This is a genomic window from Sphingomonas montanisoli (genome assembly GCF_008274695.1).
GTDB classification, from domain to species: Bacteria; Pseudomonadota; Alphaproteobacteria; order Sphingomonadales; family Sphingomonadaceae; genus Rhizorhabdus; species Rhizorhabdus montanisoli.
The window spans coordinates 139130-156722 of the sequence record NZ_VTOU01000001.1 but is presented as its reverse complement, the minus strand read 5'-3'; the positions used below and the strand labels follow the sequence as shown (position 1 = coordinate 156722).

At 63.5% G+C, this 17593-nt stretch carries 15 protein-coding genes and 1 tRNA gene; 1 reads left to right on the top strand and 15 read right to left on the bottom strand.

Going from position 1 to position 17593, the window contains the following annotated elements:
• Positions 1–588, top strand: coding sequence for a ClpP family protease (locus tag FYJ91_RS00800; protein WP_149520387.1), 588 nt, complete (start codon positions 1–3; stop codon positions 586–588).
• A gap of 61 nt (positions 589–649) precedes the next feature.
• Here FYJ91_RS00800 and FYJ91_RS00795 read toward each other — a convergent pair whose 3' ends face one another.
• The 15 genes from FYJ91_RS00795 to FYJ91_RS00725 form a co-directional block, all read right to left on the bottom strand.
• Positions 650–877: a hypothetical protein gene (locus FYJ91_RS00795; protein ID WP_149520386.1), complete on the bottom strand. Its 228-nt coding sequence runs from the start codon at positions 875–877 to the stop codon at positions 650–652.
• 13 nt (positions 878–890) lie between these two features.
• Positions 891–2993 carry a catalase gene (locus FYJ91_RS00790; protein WP_149520385.1) on the bottom strand — a complete coding sequence of 701 codons (2103 nt, stop codon included), beginning with the start codon at positions 2991–2993 and terminating at the stop codon, positions 891–893.
• A 106-nt stretch (positions 2994–3099) separates the two neighbouring features.
• On the bottom strand, positions 3100–5079 hold the full coding sequence (locus FYJ91_RS00785) for a hybrid sensor histidine kinase/response regulator (RefSeq protein WP_149520384.1): 1980 nt from the start codon (positions 5077–5079) through the stop codon (positions 3100–3102).
• Positions 5072–5710 (bottom strand): chemotaxis protein CheX, encoded by a 639-nt coding sequence (locus tag FYJ91_RS00780; RefSeq protein ID WP_149520383.1) that lies wholly within the window; start codon positions 5708–5710, stop codon positions 5072–5074. The genes FYJ91_RS00785 and FYJ91_RS00780 overlap by 8 nt, the downstream gene beginning before the upstream one ends.
• Positions 5707–6090 (bottom strand): response regulator, encoded by a 384-nt coding sequence (locus tag FYJ91_RS00775; protein WP_149520382.1) that lies wholly within the window; start codon positions 6088–6090, stop codon positions 5707–5709. Before FYJ91_RS00775 ends, FYJ91_RS00780 begins: the two co-directional genes overlap by 4 nt.
• Positions 6091–6158: 68 nt before the next feature.
• Positions 6159–6383 carry a hypothetical protein gene (locus FYJ91_RS00770; RefSeq protein ID WP_149520381.1) on the bottom strand — a complete coding sequence of 75 codons (225 nt, stop codon included), beginning with the start codon at positions 6381–6383 and terminating at the stop codon, positions 6159–6161.
• Positions 6384–6403: 20 nt separating this feature from the next.
• The gene (locus tag FYJ91_RS00765; protein WP_149520380.1) at positions 6404–8344 is read right to left on the bottom strand and encodes a chemotaxis protein CheA; all 1941 of its coding nucleotides are present in this window, start codon (positions 8342–8344) and stop codon (positions 6404–6406) included.
• Positions 8344–9177, bottom strand: a complete 834-nt coding sequence (locus FYJ91_RS00760) for a CheR family methyltransferase (RefSeq protein ID WP_149520379.1) — start codon at positions 9175–9177, stop codon at positions 8344–8346. The genes FYJ91_RS00765 and FYJ91_RS00760 overlap by 1 nt, the downstream gene beginning before the upstream one ends.
• The gene (gene cheB / locus FYJ91_RS00755; RefSeq protein ID WP_149520378.1) at positions 9174–10280 is read right to left on the bottom strand and encodes a chemotaxis-specific protein-glutamate methyltransferase CheB; all 1107 of its coding nucleotides are present in this window, start codon (positions 10278–10280) and stop codon (positions 9174–9176) included. The genes FYJ91_RS00760 and cheB overlap by 4 nt, the downstream gene beginning before the upstream one ends.
• Entirely contained in the window at positions 10277–11647 is a 1371-nt protein-coding gene (locus FYJ91_RS00750) for a chemotaxis protein CheW (protein WP_149520377.1), read from the bottom strand. The genes cheB and FYJ91_RS00750 overlap by 4 nt, the downstream gene beginning before the upstream one ends.
• A complete protein-coding gene (locus FYJ91_RS00745) occupies positions 11644–13350 on the bottom strand; it encodes a methyl-accepting chemotaxis protein (protein WP_342787979.1) in 1707 nt (568 codons plus the stop codon). Before FYJ91_RS00745 ends, FYJ91_RS00750 begins: the two co-directional genes overlap by 4 nt.
• 428 nt (positions 13351–13778) lie before the next feature.
• Positions 13779–13854 (bottom strand) — tRNA-Lys (locus FYJ91_RS00740).
• Positions 13855–13963: 109 nt separating this feature from the next.
• Complete coding sequence (gene rodA / locus FYJ91_RS00735; RefSeq protein ID WP_149520375.1) at positions 13964–15064, bottom strand: rod shape-determining protein RodA; 1101 nt, start codon at positions 15062–15064, stop codon at positions 13964–13966.
• Positions 15061–17076, bottom strand: a complete 2016-nt coding sequence (mrdA, locus tag FYJ91_RS00730) for a penicillin-binding protein 2 (protein ID WP_149520374.1) — start codon at positions 17074–17076, stop codon at positions 15061–15063. Before mrdA ends, rodA begins: the two co-directional genes overlap by 4 nt.
• A complete protein-coding gene (locus FYJ91_RS00725) occupies positions 17073–17585 on the bottom strand; it encodes a rod shape-determining protein MreD (protein WP_149520373.1) in 513 nt (170 codons plus the stop codon). Before FYJ91_RS00725 ends, mrdA begins: the two co-directional genes overlap by 4 nt.
• Positions 17586–17593 lie beyond the last annotated feature (8 nt).

The following is a 17593-nucleotide window of genomic DNA, read 5'->3' as shown; positions in this document are numbered from 1 at the left end:
ATGATGTCTTCCATTCCGCCGCTCGTCGCGGCCGATTTCAAGAACCCCGAGATCCTTCTGTCCGGTCCCGTCGATTACGACATGTATCGCGACTTCCGTACCAAACTCGAACCCGCACTGGCCGAAACGGGGGAGGGTGGGCGTATCCACGTCGAACTGTCGACGCTGGGGGGCGATCCCGAAGTCGCACGGATGATGGGCGAAGATATCCGCTTCCACAGCGATCTCCCGCCCCATCGCCGCTTCGTGTTCCTGGGCAAAGCTGCGATCTATTCGGCCGGGACGACGTTCATGTCGTTCTTCGCGATCGAGAACCGCTATCTCACGCGCGGAACGCGAATCATGATTCACGAGCGCAAGATGTCGAAGACTCTGCAGGTCGAAGGACCGCTTACGACCTGCATCGCGGGCGTGAGAGCAACCCTGCACGAGATCGAAAGCTCAATCGCGATCCAGAACGAAGGGTTCGAAAATCTGGTCCGCGGCAGCAAGGTGACCATGGCCGACGTTCTCGAGAAAGCGCCTTCCAATTGGTATATCGAAGCCAATGAGGCCGTCGCGCTCGGCCTCGTCACCGCGATCATCTGACCTTTCACCGACACGACAAGGGCCGCGTCTCTGAGAGACGCGGCCCTTGTTTCGTACGCTGCTAGACGCCGTCAGGGCTGCTGTCGGCGCGGCCCTCTTCGGGATCATCCTCGGGCATCACCGTGCTGGCCGACGGGCTATCCTCGGAATCCTCCTGCTCCCGTCCGACCCGCCTATGCGGATCAGGATCTGTGGCGCTCGGGCGGACATCACCGACCGGGTCGCGTGGCGATGGTGGTCGAGCATCTGGATCATGGCCACTGTCGATGTCGTCGGGTGTGTCGTCCATGATCCTACTCCTGTCAGGCGAGTGTGCGGAGCTTGGGCTCGCGCGCCCAGACACGGCCCTTGGCTGCTTCGATGAAGGCCGTACCGAGATCGGTGACGCCCTCGTCGGGTTCGACCCCCGCCTTGTCGAGCAGCGGCTTGGCCGCCTCGCTAGCGCCGATCGCCTTGAGGTGGCCGAAGGCGTCCATCACGAACTGAACCGCCGCTGCCTCCTTGAGCAGCGCCTTGCAGCCTTCGTCGCTTAGCGCGATTGCGACCGCGTCGAACATGACCGATGGCGTGCCCGCCAATTGGCCGTCCGCCTTCAGGACCGACCCATCCGACATTTTCGCACCGCCGACCTTGGGCGCCACGATCACGGGGCGGCCACCGGCTTTACCGATCGCACTCGTCAGAGCGCCGACCGCCTTGGCATCGGATCCGTCGGAGACGAGAATGCCGATCGAGCGGCCTTCGAGCGTCTTGAGATCGAGCGGGCCATTGATGAGGCGGAGGGAGGGCGAAAGATCGAAATCCTGAACAGGCACTGCGGTCGGCGACGCTTTGGGCCGGTCCATCGCGAGCCCGTCGGCGACACGCTGTGCCAGATCCGGATCGACGTTGACGAGGTTCGACACCATCCGCGTCCGCACATGCTCCAGCCCGACCTTCGAAAGCTCGAAAACGAGGGCGGAGGCAAGGTGCGCCTGTTCAGGGGTGTCGATCGATCGGAAAAACAGCCGCGCCTGGCTATAGTGATCCGCGAAGCTTTCGGGCCGGATACGCAGCTTGTCGCCTTGCTCATCTTCCGCCGCGCGGCCGGTTGTCGTCGCGAAACCTTTGTGCGGGCATTCGCGCGGACCGGCGTCTTCGCCTGCTTCGCTCAGGCTGTTGGGCTCATAGTTGGCGCGGCCCTTGGGCTGCAGCATCTGCATCTGGCCGTCGCGCTGGAAATTCATCACGGGGCATTTCGGCGCATTGATCGGAATCTGGTGGAAGTTGGTCGATCCGAGCCGCTTCAGCTGGGTATCGAGATAGGAGAAGAGGCGTCCCTGCAGCAGCGGATCGTTCGAGAAATCCACGCCCGGGACGATGTTCGCCGGGCAATAAGCAACTTGCTCGGTCTCGGCGAAGAAATTGTCGGGATTGCGATCGAGCACCATTCGCCCGATCGGCCGGACCGGCAGCACCTCCTCCGGGATAATCTTGGTCGGATCGAGCACATCATAGGGGAGGCTGTCGGCGAACTTCTCATCGAACGCCTGGATACCTAGCTCCCATTCGGGAAAATCGCCGCGATCGATCGCTTCGAACAGGTCGCGCCGCTGGAAATCGGGATCGGCGCCCGCGATCTTAACGGCCTCGTCCCAGATCGTCGACGCCACGCCCTGCTTGGGCTTCCAATGGAACTTGACGAATGTCACCTTGCCTTTGGCGTTGACCAGCTTGAACGTGTGGATGCCGAAGCCCTGCATCGTCCGCAGCGTGCGCGGGATCGTGCGGTCCGACATCGCCCACATGATCATATGGGTCGCCTCGGGCATCAGCGAGATGAAGTCCCAAAAGGTGTCGTGCGCCGAGGCCGCCTGCGGATAGCCCTTGTCGGCCTCCATCTTCACCGAATGGATCAGATCCGGAAACTTAATCGCATCCTGGATGAAGAAGACCGGGATGTTGTTGCCAACCAGATCCCAATTGCCTTCCTGCGTGTAGAATTTGACGGCGAAGCCGCGCACGTCGCGCGGTGTATCGACCGAACCGGACCCGCCCGCGACGGTCGAGAAGCGGGTGAAGAGCGGGGTGCGCTTGCCCTTTTCGGAAAAGAGGTCCGCCTTGGTGATGTCCGACAGGTCCTCATATGCTTCGAAAAAGCCGTGCGCCGCCGATCCGCGGGCGTGAACGATCCGCTCGGGAATGCGCTCATGATCGAAGTGGAAGATCTTCTCGCGCAGCACGAAGTCTTCGAGAAGCACCGGCCCTCGGGCGCCGGATTTCAACTGGTTCTGATTGTCGGAAACCGGAATGCCCTGATTGGTCGTCAGATGCGGCGCGGTCTTATGGTCTGCCTTCTTCGCGATCTGCTGGTGGGTCTCGCCCCCCGTACCGCGCGCGGTCTCAATGTCCGACGTCGTCGCCATATCGTCTCTCCCTGGGCTGAGCAGGGGCAATGAGCGGCGGTGCAAAAGGTTGCGTTCATAACGCCGTGCGATCGACGAACTGATCTCGATAAGCGTGATTTGTTCATCAGGCGCGGTCGAGAAGTTCCCGCACCTTGATCGCCAGCCCTTTAAACGTGAATGGCTTGGCGAGCAGGTCGACGCCGGGGCTGAGGCGCCCGTCACGGGTGATCGCGTCCCGCGGATAGCCAGATGTGTAGAGAACGAGCAGATCGGGCACGAGCGCGCGAGCTGCCTGTGCGAGTTCGCTGCCCGACATCGCAGGCATCACGACATCGGTCACGAGCAACTGCACGCCTTGTTCCTGGCGTTCGAGAAGACGGAGCGCCGAGGCGCCGTCATGCGCCTCTATCACGCGGTAACCGAGTTCACGCAGCGTCGCGACGGTGTAGGCGCGAACGTCATCGTCATCCTCGACGACGAGCAATGTTTCGCTGGAGCTGCCCTGGGGCTCGTCGTCACTCTGCCGATCGTCGATGGCCTCCACCGCCGCACTGCTGCGTGCCAGGAGCAAGGTGACGGTTGTGCCTGCGTCGACTGTCGAGACGATGTCGACTGCGCCGCCCGATTGTTTGACGAAACCATAGACCATCGAGAGGCCGAGCCCGGTGCCCTTGCCGACTTCCTTGGTGGTGAAGAAAGGATCGAACACCTTGGTGATCGTTTCGGGGGCCATGCCAATGCCGCTGTCCGCGACTGCAATTGCGACATAGTCGCCAGGCGGCACATGGCTCTCGGTCGCTTCACCGGCCGCAATCGTGCGATTTCGCGCGGAAATGGTGAGTTGACCACCCCTCGGCATCGCGTCGCGTGCGTTCACCCCAAGATTGAGGATCGCATTTTCCAGCTGATGAGGGTCGGCTTCGATTGTCCAGACGTCGTCGGGCGCATCTATCGCGATGGCGATAGACTCGGTGATGGTTCGCGTCAGCAAATCGGACATGCCGGCGAGCAGGCGCGGGGCATCGACTGCGCGCGGGTCCAACGGCTGCCGGCGCGAGAAAGCGAGCAGGCGTTGGGTGAGGGCGGCAGCGCGTTCGACCCCGCGCATCGCGTTGTCGAGCGCGCGCGCCACTCGTGGGTCCGACGAACGGTCCAGTCGACGAGAGGCCATCTCCACACTGCCCGACACGATCGTAAGGAGATTGTTGAAATCGTGCGCGATACCGCCGGTCAGCTGGCCGACGGCCTCCATTTTCTGGGACTGGCGCAAGGCTTCCTCGGTGCGAAGACGTTCCACGATCTCCTCCGCCACCCGCTGCTCGAGCGTGTCGTTGAGGTCGCGCAATCGCGCTTCCTGGCGCTTGGCCTCGGTTACGTCGTAAACGACGCCCAGCAGTCGATAGCCGCCGGCTTCGCCGTCCTGGATCACTTCGCCCCGCCGCGCGATCCAGCGCTCGGCGCCGTCGTCACTCCGGTGGATGCGAAATTCACCGTCAAGTGAAGCAGGCGTTTCCCCATCGGGCGGGATCAGCGGTGATTCACCGTCCAGAAGCACGGCATTGATCGTGCGAACTGGCAAGCGATCCGTGGGATGGAAACCCAGAAGCCTGCAAAATTCGCTCGATACCGATACGGTGGCGAAGCCGTCCTGATATTCGAAGGTGCCGACCCCACCCGCACTTTGCGCAACGCGCAGCCGTTCCTCAGTCCGCTTGCGGTCGGTGACGTCGATGAGCAGCCCGGTGAAGCGGACCGCGTTGTCATCCTCATCGCGATGGCCCTGGCCGCGCCCGTGCATCCACAGGATCGCCCCGTTCGGAGCGATGACCCGAAATTCTTTCGAGAAGAGCTCGGCGCCGGCGAGCAGACCTGCCACGGCAATCCGGATGCGCGCCCGATCTTCGGCGTGGATCGCTTGGTAGAAGGTAGCGGTGGGAAGCGCCCTCCCGGCATCTTGCGGATCAAGACCGTAGAGCTCTGCGAAACGGGGATCGACAATCAGCGTGTCGCCGGCGATGTCCCAATCCCACGCGCCACATGCGCCCGCCGCTGCAAGCACTCCCCGCAGCTCTTCGGCGGTCGCGGACGTCGTGTTGTCAGCCATCCTCACCGACGACGCGCAAGATGAATTCGTCAAGCAACTCCTTCAGCGTGGCAAGCGACGGAATGTCCATCAGCATTGCGATATAGCCGCGAATGTCCCGCTGACGGACCGCGAAATCGATGTAGAGAAAGAGAACAAGCCCTTCGGACTCGCTATTCTGATCGATCTCGAAAAGCGTTGCTCCGGTGCCACGAAGCACCTCGGGAAGCGTCATCGTCAACGATCGCTTGAGCATGTTCGCCATGGTGGCAAGACAGCCGTTGAGGATGACGTTGCCAGTCTCGGCAAGCGCTTCATGCTCCATCTCGACCACTTCTTCGGCCGAGAGTTCGCCGCCGGTTACGGCACGGACCAGTTCGAGGCTGTTGGTTTCCGGAAATATCAGAAGCGCGCGGCCCGAAAATGGGCCCGAAAAATCCTGGCGCACCGCAACGAGGTCGACGATTTCGCGCTCGGAGATCAGGCGCGCGGCACGCCTCTGGTTCACCACCTCGATCGATGGAACAGACAGGAGAACCTGGTCGCCGACCATCTTGCGTAGCGAGGACGCCGCGCGGCTGACCCCGATGTTGACGATCTCGGTCAGGGCATCTCGTTCGAGCTCGTCGAGCGCGATCTGATCAGGAATCATCCTTTGATCGACCTGAGCTTCAGCGCCGCGCCACTCAGGAAAGGGCTCAGCCCCTCGGCGGTGACAGGCTTGGCGATGAACGCGGCGCCGATCTCCCGGGCTTGCGCGATGATCTCGTCCTGAATGTTGGCTGTGATGATCGCGATAGGCATTTCGGCTCGCACAGCGCGTATAGCACGTGCAAGTTCCAATCCGTCCTGCTCGCTCATGTTGAAATCGATGAGCGCGATGTCGGCATGAGCGCCGGCGAGCACTTCGAGGGCCTGTGCGCCGCTTCCGGCTTCGAGTTTCTGCCAATCGGGCTGCAGTTCAGCGAGGGCCTTGGCCGCGACGATCCTTGCGAGCTTGCTATCGTCGACGATCAGGACGGTTACCGACATTCGTGGCTCCAAACGGAAAGCTGAGATTTCGATGCTTATAGGGAGGATTAGACCGGGTCGGTACCGAATTATCTTGGACTAATCTGGATCAATCCGATTGCCGGGAGATCGCGCAGAAAGCCTTCGCCTGGCTTGCTGACCAACGGTCGACCGGCTGCGCAGAGCAGCTGAACTATGGCGAGATGAGCCCGATCGAGCCCGGTGACATCAATTGCGCAACCCGGTTGATCGATGAGGGCCGCGAGCAAAGGCTCCGCATCCTCGACCGATGCGATGCCGCTGAGCAGGATCATATCGGGCGCAAGGGCGATGTTCATGCGAGAATCTCAGGCAAGTCGAGGACGAGCAGCACGCTTCCGTCGGCCAACATCGTCGTTCCAGCTATCGACGGAACCGCATTCAGCAGCCCGCCTGCCTCCCGAATGACGGCATCGAAACGCTCGCCGAAGCCAGCAACCCGCAATGCGGTGCGACCTGCGCCCGCGTCGGTAATGACGAGCCGGGCCTTCGCATCCTGGGTTTCGCCCAGACCGAGCAGCACGGCCAGGTCGAGCACCGGGACAGTTTGATCGCGGAGCACGCAAGCATGACCAGGGCCGATGCGCTGGATCGCGCTGGCCTCTATCCGCGTCGTCTCCAAGATATGGTCGAGACGCAGCCCCATCGTCTGGTCGCCTACCTCAACGATCAACAACGGCGTGACGATCGCGCTGGCCGGCAAGCGCAGCGTGATCGTCGTACCCTCACCGACCACACTATCGATGGCCACCGCACCGGCCAGCCGTTCGACCGAGGTGCGTACGGCATCCATCCCGACCCCGCGGCCCGACAGGTTGGTCGCCGTCGCGACGGTCGAAAAGCCGGGAAGGAAGATCAGGCGCAACGCATCCGCATCGCCGAGTGATTCGGCCCGATCCGCGTCGATCAATCCTTTGGAGACAGCGGCGGTTCTGATCGCGTGAGGATCGATGCCCCGGCCGTCGTCCGTCAGGGTCAGAACCACGCTGTCGCCGTCCTGCACGACGGAGAGTGCGATCCTGCCTTCGTTGGGTTTCGCTTGAGCGGCGCGCACATCGGCCGGCTCGATTCCGTGATCGATCGCGTTGCGGACAAGGTGGAGGAGCGGCTCGAACAGTTGGTCGGCGATCTGCTTGTCGACCTGGACGGTATCACCATCCAAGCTGAAGCGGATCGTCTTGCCGATGCTCGCCGCAGCTTCACGCGCCAATCGCGGCAGCCGGCGCAGCACAGGTTCCAGCGAGACGAGCCGGACGCCCGCGATACTGCGCTGTATCGCACCGGCGGTTCGGCCGATCTCGTCCTCGACGGCGGTGAATGCCGCGGCGAGCAGAGGATCGCTCGCCCGCAATTTTTCGATCAGTGGGCCGAGCGCCCGGATCGCAACGCCCAGTTCACCGCTCTGGTCAGCGAGCTTGTCGAGCCGCGCCGCATCGATGCGTAACGACGTCGTGGGTTCGGCGCGTATCCCCTGATCGGTTGGGACGGCCGTAGCCTCGCCCGCCAAAGCTGCAATCCGGATCTGATCGGGAACGAGGCGAAAGGCGGCACGAACCTGATCTGCATCGGCTGCGGCGACACCCTCGAGGATGCTTATGCAACGAAATGGCTCGCAGTCGGCAAGGGCCGGCCATGCGCCGTCAGCCGGCAAGATCGCGAGCGCGAGCAACGCGGGAACGCCCGATACGATCGCCAGCGGATCCTCACCGCGAAAGAAGCAGTCGGGGTCGGGCGTGTAGCGAAACGCCGTGCGCGCGGACGCCATGTCGACGTCAGCGAAATCGGATCGGCCACGCAACGTGGTGAGCCAATCGGGTTCGGCGTTCTCGCCGGCATCCGTAATGCCTCCCTTGGGCGTTACGGTGCTGTCCAACAGCGCGACGAGCCTGTGGGTTGCGGCCTCCGCGTCGCTGTCGATCGCGCCGCGCGTCTCCATCGCATCGATCCAGCGATCGGTTTGGTCGATGATTGCGACGAGCCCATCCCGTGTCGCCGGATCGAGCGGAACCTTACCTTTGCGCACATCCGCAAGCCGGGCTTCCGCTGCATGAAGCAGCCGTTCGGCAGGGGCCATGTCGAACAGGGCGACCGATCCCTTGAGCGTATGAGTTGCGCGAAACAGCGAATCGATCGCCGCCAGTGATGCAGGATCGCGGCTCAGCGCCACCAATGCCTCCTGAGCCTCGGCGACAAGGTCGCGGCCCTCGATCAGGAACTGGGAGAGGAGCTCGTCCATCAAGGGCGACGATAGACGATTGCAGAGTCCAAGCGAACCAGTTCGAACCGCTCGTCGATACGCGCCATCGACTCGCTATGGCCGAGCAGAAGATAACCGCCCGGCAACAGGGCGTCGTGGAGGTGCTCGGCAGCCTGACCACGCGATTCTTCGTTGAAATAAATCAGGAGGTTGCGGCACAGGATCACGTCGAAGCGCCCCTGTGCCTTGACCGAAGCCGCGTCGATGAGATTGCTCTGCGTGAACAGGACGGACTCGCGCATATCATCGACGATCCGGCGGCGATGCGCATGTTCGCGTTCGAAATAGGCGGCGATCACCGGCTCGGGCAGTTTGGAAAGCGCGCGGGTTCCGTAGCGGCCTTCGCGGGCCGCCTCCAGGGCATGCGTGTCGATGTCCGAGCCGACGATCTCGACATGATAGGCGTCCACCAAAGGCCATTTTTCAAGCAGCCACAGCGCGATCGAATAGGCCTCTTCGCCGGTCGAGCAGGGCATCGACCAGATGCGGACGAGATCGCCAGGGCGCTTCGTCGCTACGATCCTCGGCAATATCTCATCGGCGAGCGCGGCAAGCTGATGCTCCTCGCGGTAGAAATAGGTTTCGTTGATCGTGACCGCGTTGACGAGCAGTTGTCGCTCATAGGGATCGCGATCAAGGAGCATGAGGTAGCGGGCAATCTCCGTGATCGCGGTCTTCTTCATCCGCTCGGCGACGCGGCGCTCGATATAATAGCGCTTCTTTTCCCCGAAGATCATACCCGTCGTGCGGTATAGTAGCGCGGTGATCTGCTCGAGCGAGCGGCCGGTGAGGACGATCTCGGGATCGCTCATGACTGCGCCCATGCGAGCAACTGGGAAGCCAGCTCGTCAAGGGGCAGGACAAGATCGGCGCCGTCGGCGGCGACCAGGGCACCGGGCATACCCCAAACGACCGAACTCGCCTCATCCTGCGCGAGAACATGTCCTCCGTCACGGCGAAGGGCTGACATTGCCGCGGCTCCGTCGTTGCCCATCCCCGTCATCAGCACGCCGATCAGCGCCTCGGGCGCAAATGCGCTCCTTGCGCTTTCGACCATCCGATCGGCGCTGGGGTGCCAGAGGCGGGTGGTGTCGCTCGGCGCCGCCATGACATGTGGCACGCCGCCGCGCCGGGAAAAGAGAATGTCGGCGTCGCCGCGCCCGATATAGACGGTTCCGGCTTCGAGTGGCACGGCCTGTCCGATCTCGACGACGACGAGCGCGCAGGTGCGGTCCAGCCGACGCGAGAGCGGACCAGTGAAGGCGGCAGGCATATGTTGCGCGATTACTATCGGCCACGGATAATCGGCCGGGATCGGACGAAGCAGCCGGTCCAGCGCGGGGGGGCCGCCGGTCGAAACGCCGACAAGAACCGCTTCGATTCCGCTCAAGCCTGCCGTATCGATCCCGGCTTTTCCCGGGCGGCGCGATACCGGCTTCGCGGGAGAGGTCGCTGAAACGCGGGCAATCGGGCTTCTGGCCCGGCGACGGACGCGTTCGGTCAGGCGTGTGCTGCGCGGAATGCGGGCGGCGGCCGCGGCGCGCACCTTGGCGACGAGGCCCGCAGCGATCTCTTCGATTTCGAGCGAGATCGCCCCACGTGGCTTGGGAACGAAGTCGACCGCCCCAAGCGCCAACGCTTCGAGCGTTTCTTCCGCGCCTTCATCCGTCAGCGATGACACCATCACCACCGGAGTAGGTCGCTCGATCATGATCCGATCGAGGCAGGCGAGGCCGTCCATTCCTGGCATGTGCACGTCGAGTGTTATGACGTCAGGCGCTGCATCGGCGAGCTTGCGGAGCGCCTCGTCGGCGCTGCGCGCCACCGCCACCTCGAAATCGCCAGCCGCGGAGAAGATATCGGTCAGCAGCCTTCGCATCAACGGACTGTCATCGACGATCAGCAGCTTCGTCATGCGTTGCCGAGGCTTTCGATGAGCGCATGTTCGGCCGAAGACATCAACGCGACCGGATCGATGATCACAAGCGCGGCGTCGTCATCGAAGTGAAGAGCGTCGCCGTAAATCCCGCCGGCGAGTGTTTCGGGCACTGGTGCGGGTGAGAGCGCGCCGGCGGGAGCGATGATCAGGTTGCGCGCCTCATCGACCAGAAAACCGATCCGCTGCCGTCCGATCTGGGTGACGATCATGTGCGCCTTGCCGGTTGCAGGCGTATCCGTCAGCCGCAGAACCTGATCGATCAATATCAGCGGTTCGCCGCTTACCGCGGCCATCCCGGTCAACCACGCCGGAGTGCGGGGGATCGAGGTTACGAGCGTTGGGCGCGGAGCGATCTTTTCGATCGCTTCGATGGGCAGGCCGAAGCGATGCTCGCCGATCCAGGCGATGATGAAACGCCGATTGTTTGATGCATCTGCCGTCGCGGTGGCGTCATGGGACTGTTGCGCGGTCACCAACAGTCGTCTTGTCTGCGCTTCGGCAAGTATATGATCTGCGCCGAGGATCGATACGAGCGGACCACCGTTTTCGGGGCGGCAGATTGCGCGAATGCGCGCCTCGGCATCACTGCGTGTCAGCGTCGGTGGTATCGGATCGATCCGGTCGGACGAGGCCCGCAGCAGGCCGTCGCTTCGATCGACGAGCAGACCGAACCGGTGCGATCCCAGCGCAACGACGATCACCCGGCTCTGCGCGGTGACTGCCGCCCGGTGCAGGCCGAGCAAGCTCGCTGCCGAAAGGACGCCGAGGCTCGTCTCGCGCCAGGCGATCAATCCAAACACGGCATCGTCGGCGCCGGGCAGGGGGGCGACCTGCGGAACATTCAACACCTCGACAATCTCGTCGAGCGGCAAGGCGAAGAGCTGATCACTGATCGTGAACCGCAGCAGTGGGAGACGCTCATCGCGTGCGGCGCTGGCTGTGGTCCTGGCGCCCGAACCCAGAATGCGGCGCGCTGCCGGTCGGGGTGGACTGACGGTTCGAACCAGTTCGTCGATATCGAGCGTGGTGGCGCTGTCGTCGTCGTGCGTAACCCGCTCGACCATATCGACCGCGAGCGCGATCCGCTCGGCCCCGTCCAGTACGACCAACTGACGGGGGTGATGCGAGGCGCCGTCGTGCACCAAGGGCGACAGGACCGCGAGCGTTTCGCCACGGACTTGTGCGAGCCCGAGCAACCCGGCGGATGCCAGCGGGACCTTGGTCAGTCGCGGTAGCCGCACCAATTCGCGAACCTGGGACGCGGGCAGGGCGAAGCGCCGCGCGCCAGCGTGCACGATCAGCCGCGCTGCGGCCTCATCCCCCCGCCGCATGGCGGCGGTCATGCTGCGCTGGGCGCCTGGGCATTGAGCGAAGCCGCGAGTGAGGCGATGTCCTCGATCGCGGCGGCGAGCATTTCGGCACCCTGGGCCTGCTCCTGCGCTGCAGCTCCCGCCTCGCGCGCCGCGTCGGCGGCGATTTCGGCGGCTTTGGCAATCTGGTCACATCCGCTGCGAACCTCGCGCGCGGCGCTCTGTATCGCGTCGGTACCATCGAGGATGACCTGATTGTCCGCGCGAACTTTACCAAGCTCGGCATTCATTTCGGCAAAGCGATCGAGCAGTGCCTGATTGCGCGCGCTTTCCGCCTCGCCAGCCGCGGCGATCTGATCGAGATCGCGACGGGCACCTGCTATCCCGTCCTGGATCGCGCGCACGATATCCTTGCCGTTCTCGGCATTCGCCGCGAGATTGCGCGCGAGTTTTCTGATGTCGGCGGTGACGGTCGCGAAGCCCTGACCGGCTTCTCCGGCCCGCGTCGCCTCGACCGCGCCGTTTACGCCGAGCATGTTGGTTTGGAGCGCGTCCAGACTAAGGGCATCCGTGATCTTTTCGGCACGGCGTGCTGTGTCGCTCAGGGCCGAGAGCAGGTCCAGAACCGACCGGGTTTCGACGACGGCGGCGCCGACCCCGTCGACGAGCCCCTTCAATGTCGCGCTGCCATCGGTGACGGTGGCCACCACAATGTCGAGGCGGTCGACCGTTTGCTGGGCGCGATCCCGCGCGACGTCGGCGCTGGTTTCTATCTGGCCCATCGCCGTACTTGCTTCGAGCGTAGCGGAGCTTTGAATCTGGGTGCCGCGCACGATTTGCTCGATCGCGATCTGGATCTGGCTCGAGGCGCCCGACAATTCCTGGACGGTCGCCGACAGTTGCTCGGCCGACACGGCGACCTGCTCGACGGCGGTCGCATCGCTGCCGCCGTCGCCGAGCACGCCGCTCAGCACCGCAAGCGCCTCCGCGGTCTGTTGGCTCTCTTCAAGCGAGACCGCCTGCTGTTCGATCGCCTGTTGGGCTTCGGCCGCCGCCGCAGATTGCTCCTCAGCCGCGCTCGCGACCTGTTCGGCGCCACGCTCGGCCTCGGTAGCGGCTCCTTCGGCCTGGACCGCCGCCGTCGCGATCTCCCGCGCGCCATCGAGCACCAGGCCGAGCTCGTTGCGAGACAGGGACAATGCCGCGCTTACCGTATTGCCGTTCTTCGCTTCTGTTGTCGCGAGGTCGCTCGCACTTTGGATGCGACCCACGATGGCGCGGACCTCCTCGACGATGCCATTCGCTAGCCGACGGATATTCTCCGCGTTCGCTTCCGATCCTTCAGCCAGCAGGCGGACTTCGTCGGCGACGATGCCGAATCCACGTCCGCTATCACCGGCGCGGGTGGCCTCGATCGATGCATTGAGCGCAAGCATGCCGGTCTGTTCGGCGAGATCCACGACGGTGTCGCCGAGCGCCCCGATCCGATCTGCGGCGGCCCCGAGTTGGCCAATCATCATCACCGAGTTGATCTGGCGCCTGGCATTGAGGTCGATCGAGGCGACAGACGCGTCGATCTGGGCCACCGTCTCGACGAACGAGCTTTCGAGACGTTCGGTCTGACTCTGCGCCGCCGCGGCGCGCGACCTGGCCTCTCGAAACTGGGCGCGCAAATGCCCGATCAGGCCGAGCGATTCCTGCGCGGCGCCCGCAGCTTCTTCCGCGCCGCTGGCCATCTGTTCGACATTGCGTTGCAGCTCTGCGGCAGCGGACGCAGATTGCGCCAGACCACTTGCCAGCTCTTGAGTGGCCTGATCGAGCCGTTCTATCGCGGTCGCGGCCTTTCTCGTCCGCGTACGAGGCGAAGGGCTGACTGCCGTCGGCGCAACCTTTGTAACAGGGGCCGTCGGCGTCTTGCCAGTGCGCCTGCCTAACGCCGCCTTCTTCACCAGGGCCATGAACCGTCTTTCTTCGTCGCGAGAGCTCTCATTGCAGGCATAAGCTACGCGAAGGAGCGGCGCCACATCTGCTTGTTACGCGACGGAAAAGACCCGTTTGGTGACCGTTGTAAAGTTGCTCAAGCAATTCGGCCGAACTGGTGTGACGACAGCTCAACACGCACTAGCGTGCGTGCCACTCTTATTGAAAAATTTATCGAAGAAAATGGTGGACGCACTTGGGCTCGAACCAAGGACCCGCTGATTAAGAGTCAGCTGCTCTACCAACTGAGCTATGCGTCCACACCTCGGCCTCAGAGGGGAGGTTGGTGCCTCCCGCCGTGGGTGAGGCGCGCTGTTAGCCGGGGGCGCAGCGCTTGTAAACCGTCAAAACGAATGTTTTTTCAAAAGCTCAATTTCGCCGGGCGGAGCGGTCGATCGCCATCAGCAGGCCAAGGCAGATCAGCACGGTCATCATCGCCGATCCGCCGAACGAGACGAGGGGCAGGGGGATGCCCACGACGGGTGCCAAACCCATCACCATCGACAGGTTGATCGCGACGTAGAAGAAGATCGTGGTTGTCAGCCCCGCCGCAGTCAGTCGCGAGAAGCGCGAGCGCGCACGGCCCGCCACACCCATTCCCCAGCGCAGGACCAGCAGATAGGCACCGATGATCGCGATGCCCCCGGCGAGTCCCCATTCTTCGGCCATCGTGGCGAATACAAAGTCCGTGTGGCGTTCGGGGAGATAATCGAGGTGACTCTGCGTGCCCCCTAGGAAGCCCTTGCCGAAAACACCGCCCGATCCGATCGCGATCTTCGATTGGATGATGTGATAGCCGGTGCCAAGCGGATCGCTTTCGGGATTGAGGAAGATTTCCACGCGATCACGCTGATATCCATGCATCATCGACAGTGCGAGCGGGAGCGCCGCAGCAAGGGCGAGGGCCGCGCCGACGAACAAGCGCAAGGGAATGCCCGCGAGGAACGCCACCGTCACGCCGCCCAGGCAGATCATGATCGCGGTACCCAGATCGGGTTGCGCCATCACCAGGATCGCGGGCAAGCCGATCATCACCGCGGGAATCCAGATCGCGGTCCAGCTGCGGATCGCGCTGGCGGGAAGCAGATCGTAGAAACGGGCGACCGCAAGTACGATCGCGACCTTCATCAGTTCCGACGGTTGCAGCCGGATGATGCCGAGATCGAGCCAGCGCCGGCTTCCCCCGCGCACGAAGCCAAACAGTTCGACTGCAACGAGCATGCCGAGCAGGATGACATAAGCTGGAATGGCGACCTGCTTCACCCCTTCTTCGCCGACGCGCGAGAGCAGAATGGCGAGAAGAAGAAACGCCAGAAAGCGCGTGCCCTGCGATTGCGCCCACGGCGTCATACTGCCGCCGGCTGCCGAATAGAGAACGACGAGGCCGAACCCGGCAATCGCGCAGACCAGCGCCAGCATTTTCCAGGGAATTTGGCGCAGCGGCGGGGGGACGAGCGAATCGCGGCTCATCTTTCGTCATCCTGGGCATCGTCGCCGTCGTTCACCGGGGGCGAAGGCACGACGGGCAGTGGCGAGGCAGGTTTCACGACGGGGACTGGCGGATCGTTGCGATGGTCCCATCGCCACGCATCGGCCGCCATGCGTTGCTCGATCGTGCCGCCCCAGCCTTCCTCAAGCGTGCGCAGGCGATCAAGCGCGCGTTTGGGATCATAAAGATAGGTGATGAGATCGCGCGCCACGACCGCGCCCGCCGTGCCGTGCAGCCCATGTTCGACGACTACGGAAACCGCGTAGCGCGGATCGACAACCGGCGCGAAGCCGATGAACAGCCCATGCTCTCGATATTTCCACGGCATGCCGTCGGTGCCGGTCATGCCCGCGCGACGCATCGCCATCGAGATGCGACGAACCTGCGCAGTCCCGGTCTTTCCCGCAAGCTGCTCGCCAGTCGACAGATTGAGGCGTGCCTGGCCGCCCGTACCCCAGGGACCGTTGACGACGCCGGCCATCCCTGCGCGAACGATCTCGAGGTTACGCGGATCGACGTCGAGCGCACCGCCTTGTTCCGGATAGCGCTTGTTGACGATCAGGCGCGGAGCAAGCGACGTCCCGCTCGCGATCCGCGAGGCCATCACCGCAAGTTGGAGCGGGTTGGCGAGCATATAGCCCTGGCCGATGGTGGAATTGAGCGTGTCGGCGGTCGTCCAGCGCTGCTTATACTTGCGCAGCTTCCAGTCGGTGTCAGGCACGGTGCCGTAACGCTGCGACGGCATGGGAAGAACGAACTCCTCGCCCATGCCGAGCATACGCGCCGTCGCCGCGATCCGATCGATCCCAACGACGCGCGCCATCGTATAGAAATAGATGTCGCAACTGGCGGCGATGGCGCGCGCCATGTCGACCGAGCCGTGTCCGCTATGCCTGTGGCAGTGGAAATAGCTGTTCCCGAGCCGGTAGCGGCCGGTGCACACGACCGTCTGGTTCGGATCTACTCCGGCCTCGAGCAGCGCCAGCGAGACCATCGGCTTGACGGTGGAACCGGGCGGATAGAGCCCCTGCATGACCTTGTTCGTCAGCGGCAGATGGTCGTTCGACGACATCATGTCCCATTCGCGATGGCTGATGCCGTCCGAAAAGCCGTTGGGATCATAAGCAGGCATCGATGCCATCGCGAGGATGCCCCCGGTGTGCGTGTCGATCACGACCGCTGAGGCGCTTTCGATGCCGAGCCGGCGCGCTGCATAGCTCTGAAGTCCGGCGTCGATCGTCAGTTGGAGCGCGTTGCCCACCACCTCGGGCCGGGTCGTCAGTTCGCGGACGATCTTGCCGCGCGCGGTCACCTCGCTGCGTTTGGCTCCCGGCTTACCACGTAGCCAGGGCTCCATCGTTCTTTCAAGACCTTCCTTTCCGATCTTGAAACCAGGTGTGATCAACAGGGGGTCGCGCGTACGGTCATAATCGGCTGCTGAGGCGGGCCCAACATAGCCTACAAGATGCGCGACCGCCGGACCGGCGGGGTAGAAGCGGCCATAGCCGCTCGACGGCGCGACACCGGGCAGCGAGGACTGTCGCACGCTGACGGCGGCAAAACGCTCATAAGGGATGTTGTCGGCGACGGCGACCGGCTGATAGCCGCGCGCCTTGCCCAAATCCTCGCGGATCCGGTCGAGATCTTCGGCGGTAAGTGCGAGAAGCTGCTGAAGTGAGGCGAGAGTCGTGGCCGAATTGCGTAGCTGATCGGGTATGATGTCGACGCGGAAGACCGTGCGGTTGATCGCAATCGGCTTCCCCGCGCGATCGATAATCCATCCCCGGCGCGGCGGCACAAGCGTCATCTGGACACGATTATTCTCGGCAAGGGTCGAGTAACGTTCGTTCTGCGCGATTGCGAGCCAGCCCATGCGTGTCGCGAGGAGCCCGCCGAATCCGGCCTGCGCTGCGCCGAGAACGAAGGCGCGCCGTTGAAAACTGAACGCCTGCAGTTGTTCGGTGACGATCCGCGTAGTCCGCCCGAACTTCATCGGGCAAGCCGCCAGCGATCGAGGGCGGCGACAAGGCGCACCAAAGCAGGGAAGACGAGCACCGCCAATATTGCCTGCGGCATCGCCACGACCACCGATCCGTAAGCGATATAGCTACGCGACACGGCCCAGCCCCCGACGACGGCGAAAAGGATGGTTAGGGACGCCAAAGCCCATTCCATCCAGAAATCGCGCCAAAGCAGGTGATGATCGATCCAGTCGAAGATCAACGAGGCGACGGTCCAGATCGCCATCGACGTACCGAGCATCTGGCCCGACAGCAGATCGTCGAACAGGCCGAGCGGCAAAGCCACCCAGGCCGGCCACATTTCCGGTCGCAGCAGCCGCCACGCGAGCAGTATCAGCAGGCCGAAAGGCGGCATGGAGGGGCCGACCGCGACGATCGGCAGCAATACGACGGCCGATCCCGCCATCGTGGACAGCACCGGCACGAGCCGGGCCTTGAACGGCAGCCATACGGGCAGGGGACGGGGACGAACGGCGATCATGGTCCAGT

Coding starts and splice junctions, on each gene's coding strand:
- FYJ91_RS00800 (WP_149520387.1), top strand. CDS start 1: ATGATGTCTTCCATTCCGCCGCTCGTCGCGGCCGATTTCAAGAACCCC.
- FYJ91_RS00795 (WP_149520386.1), bottom strand. CDS start 877: ATGGACGACACACCCGACGACATCGACAGTGGCCATGATCCAGATGCT.
- FYJ91_RS00790 (WP_149520385.1), bottom strand. CDS start 2,993: ATGGCGACGACGTCGGACATTGAGACCGCGCGCGGTACGGGGGGCGAG.
- FYJ91_RS00785 (WP_149520384.1), bottom strand. CDS start 5,079: ATGGCTGACAACACGACGTCCGCGACCGCCGAAGAGCTGCGGGGAGTG.
- FYJ91_RS00780 (WP_149520383.1), bottom strand. CDS start 5,710: ATGATTCCTGATCAGATCGCGCTCGACGAGCTCGAACGAGATGCCCTG.
- FYJ91_RS00775 (WP_149520382.1), bottom strand. CDS start 6,090: ATGTCGGTAACCGTCCTGATCGTCGACGATAGCAAGCTCGCAAGGATC.
- FYJ91_RS00770 (WP_149520381.1), bottom strand. CDS start 6,383: ATGATCCTGCTCAGCGGCATCGCATCGGTCGAGGATGCGGAGCCTTTG.
- FYJ91_RS00765 (WP_149520380.1), bottom strand. CDS start 8,344: ATGGACGAGCTCCTCTCCCAGTTCCTGATCGAGGGCCGCGACCTTGTC.
- FYJ91_RS00760 (WP_149520379.1), bottom strand. CDS start 9,177: ATGAGCGATCCCGAGATCGTCCTCACCGGCCGCTCGCTCGAGCAGATC.
- cheB (WP_149520378.1), bottom strand. CDS start 10,280: ATGACGAAGCTGCTGATCGTCGATGACAGTCCGTTGATGCGAAGGCTG.
- FYJ91_RS00750 (WP_149520377.1), bottom strand. CDS start 11,647: ATGACCGCCGCCATGCGGCGGGGGGATGAGGCCGCAGCGCGGCTGATC.
- FYJ91_RS00745 (WP_342787979.1), bottom strand. CDS start 13,350: ATGGCCAGCGGCGCGGAAGAAGCTGCGGGCGCCGCGCAGGAATCGCTC.
- rodA (WP_149520375.1), bottom strand. CDS start 15,064: ATGAGCCGCGATTCGCTCGTCCCCCCGCCGCTGCGCCAAATTCCCTGG.
- mrdA (WP_149520374.1), bottom strand. CDS start 17,076: ATGAAGTTCGGGCGGACTACGCGGATCGTCACCGAACAACTGCAGGCG.
- FYJ91_RS00725 (WP_149520373.1), bottom strand. CDS start 17,585: ATGATCGCCGTTCGTCCCCGTCCCCTGCCCGTATGGCTGCCGTTCAAG.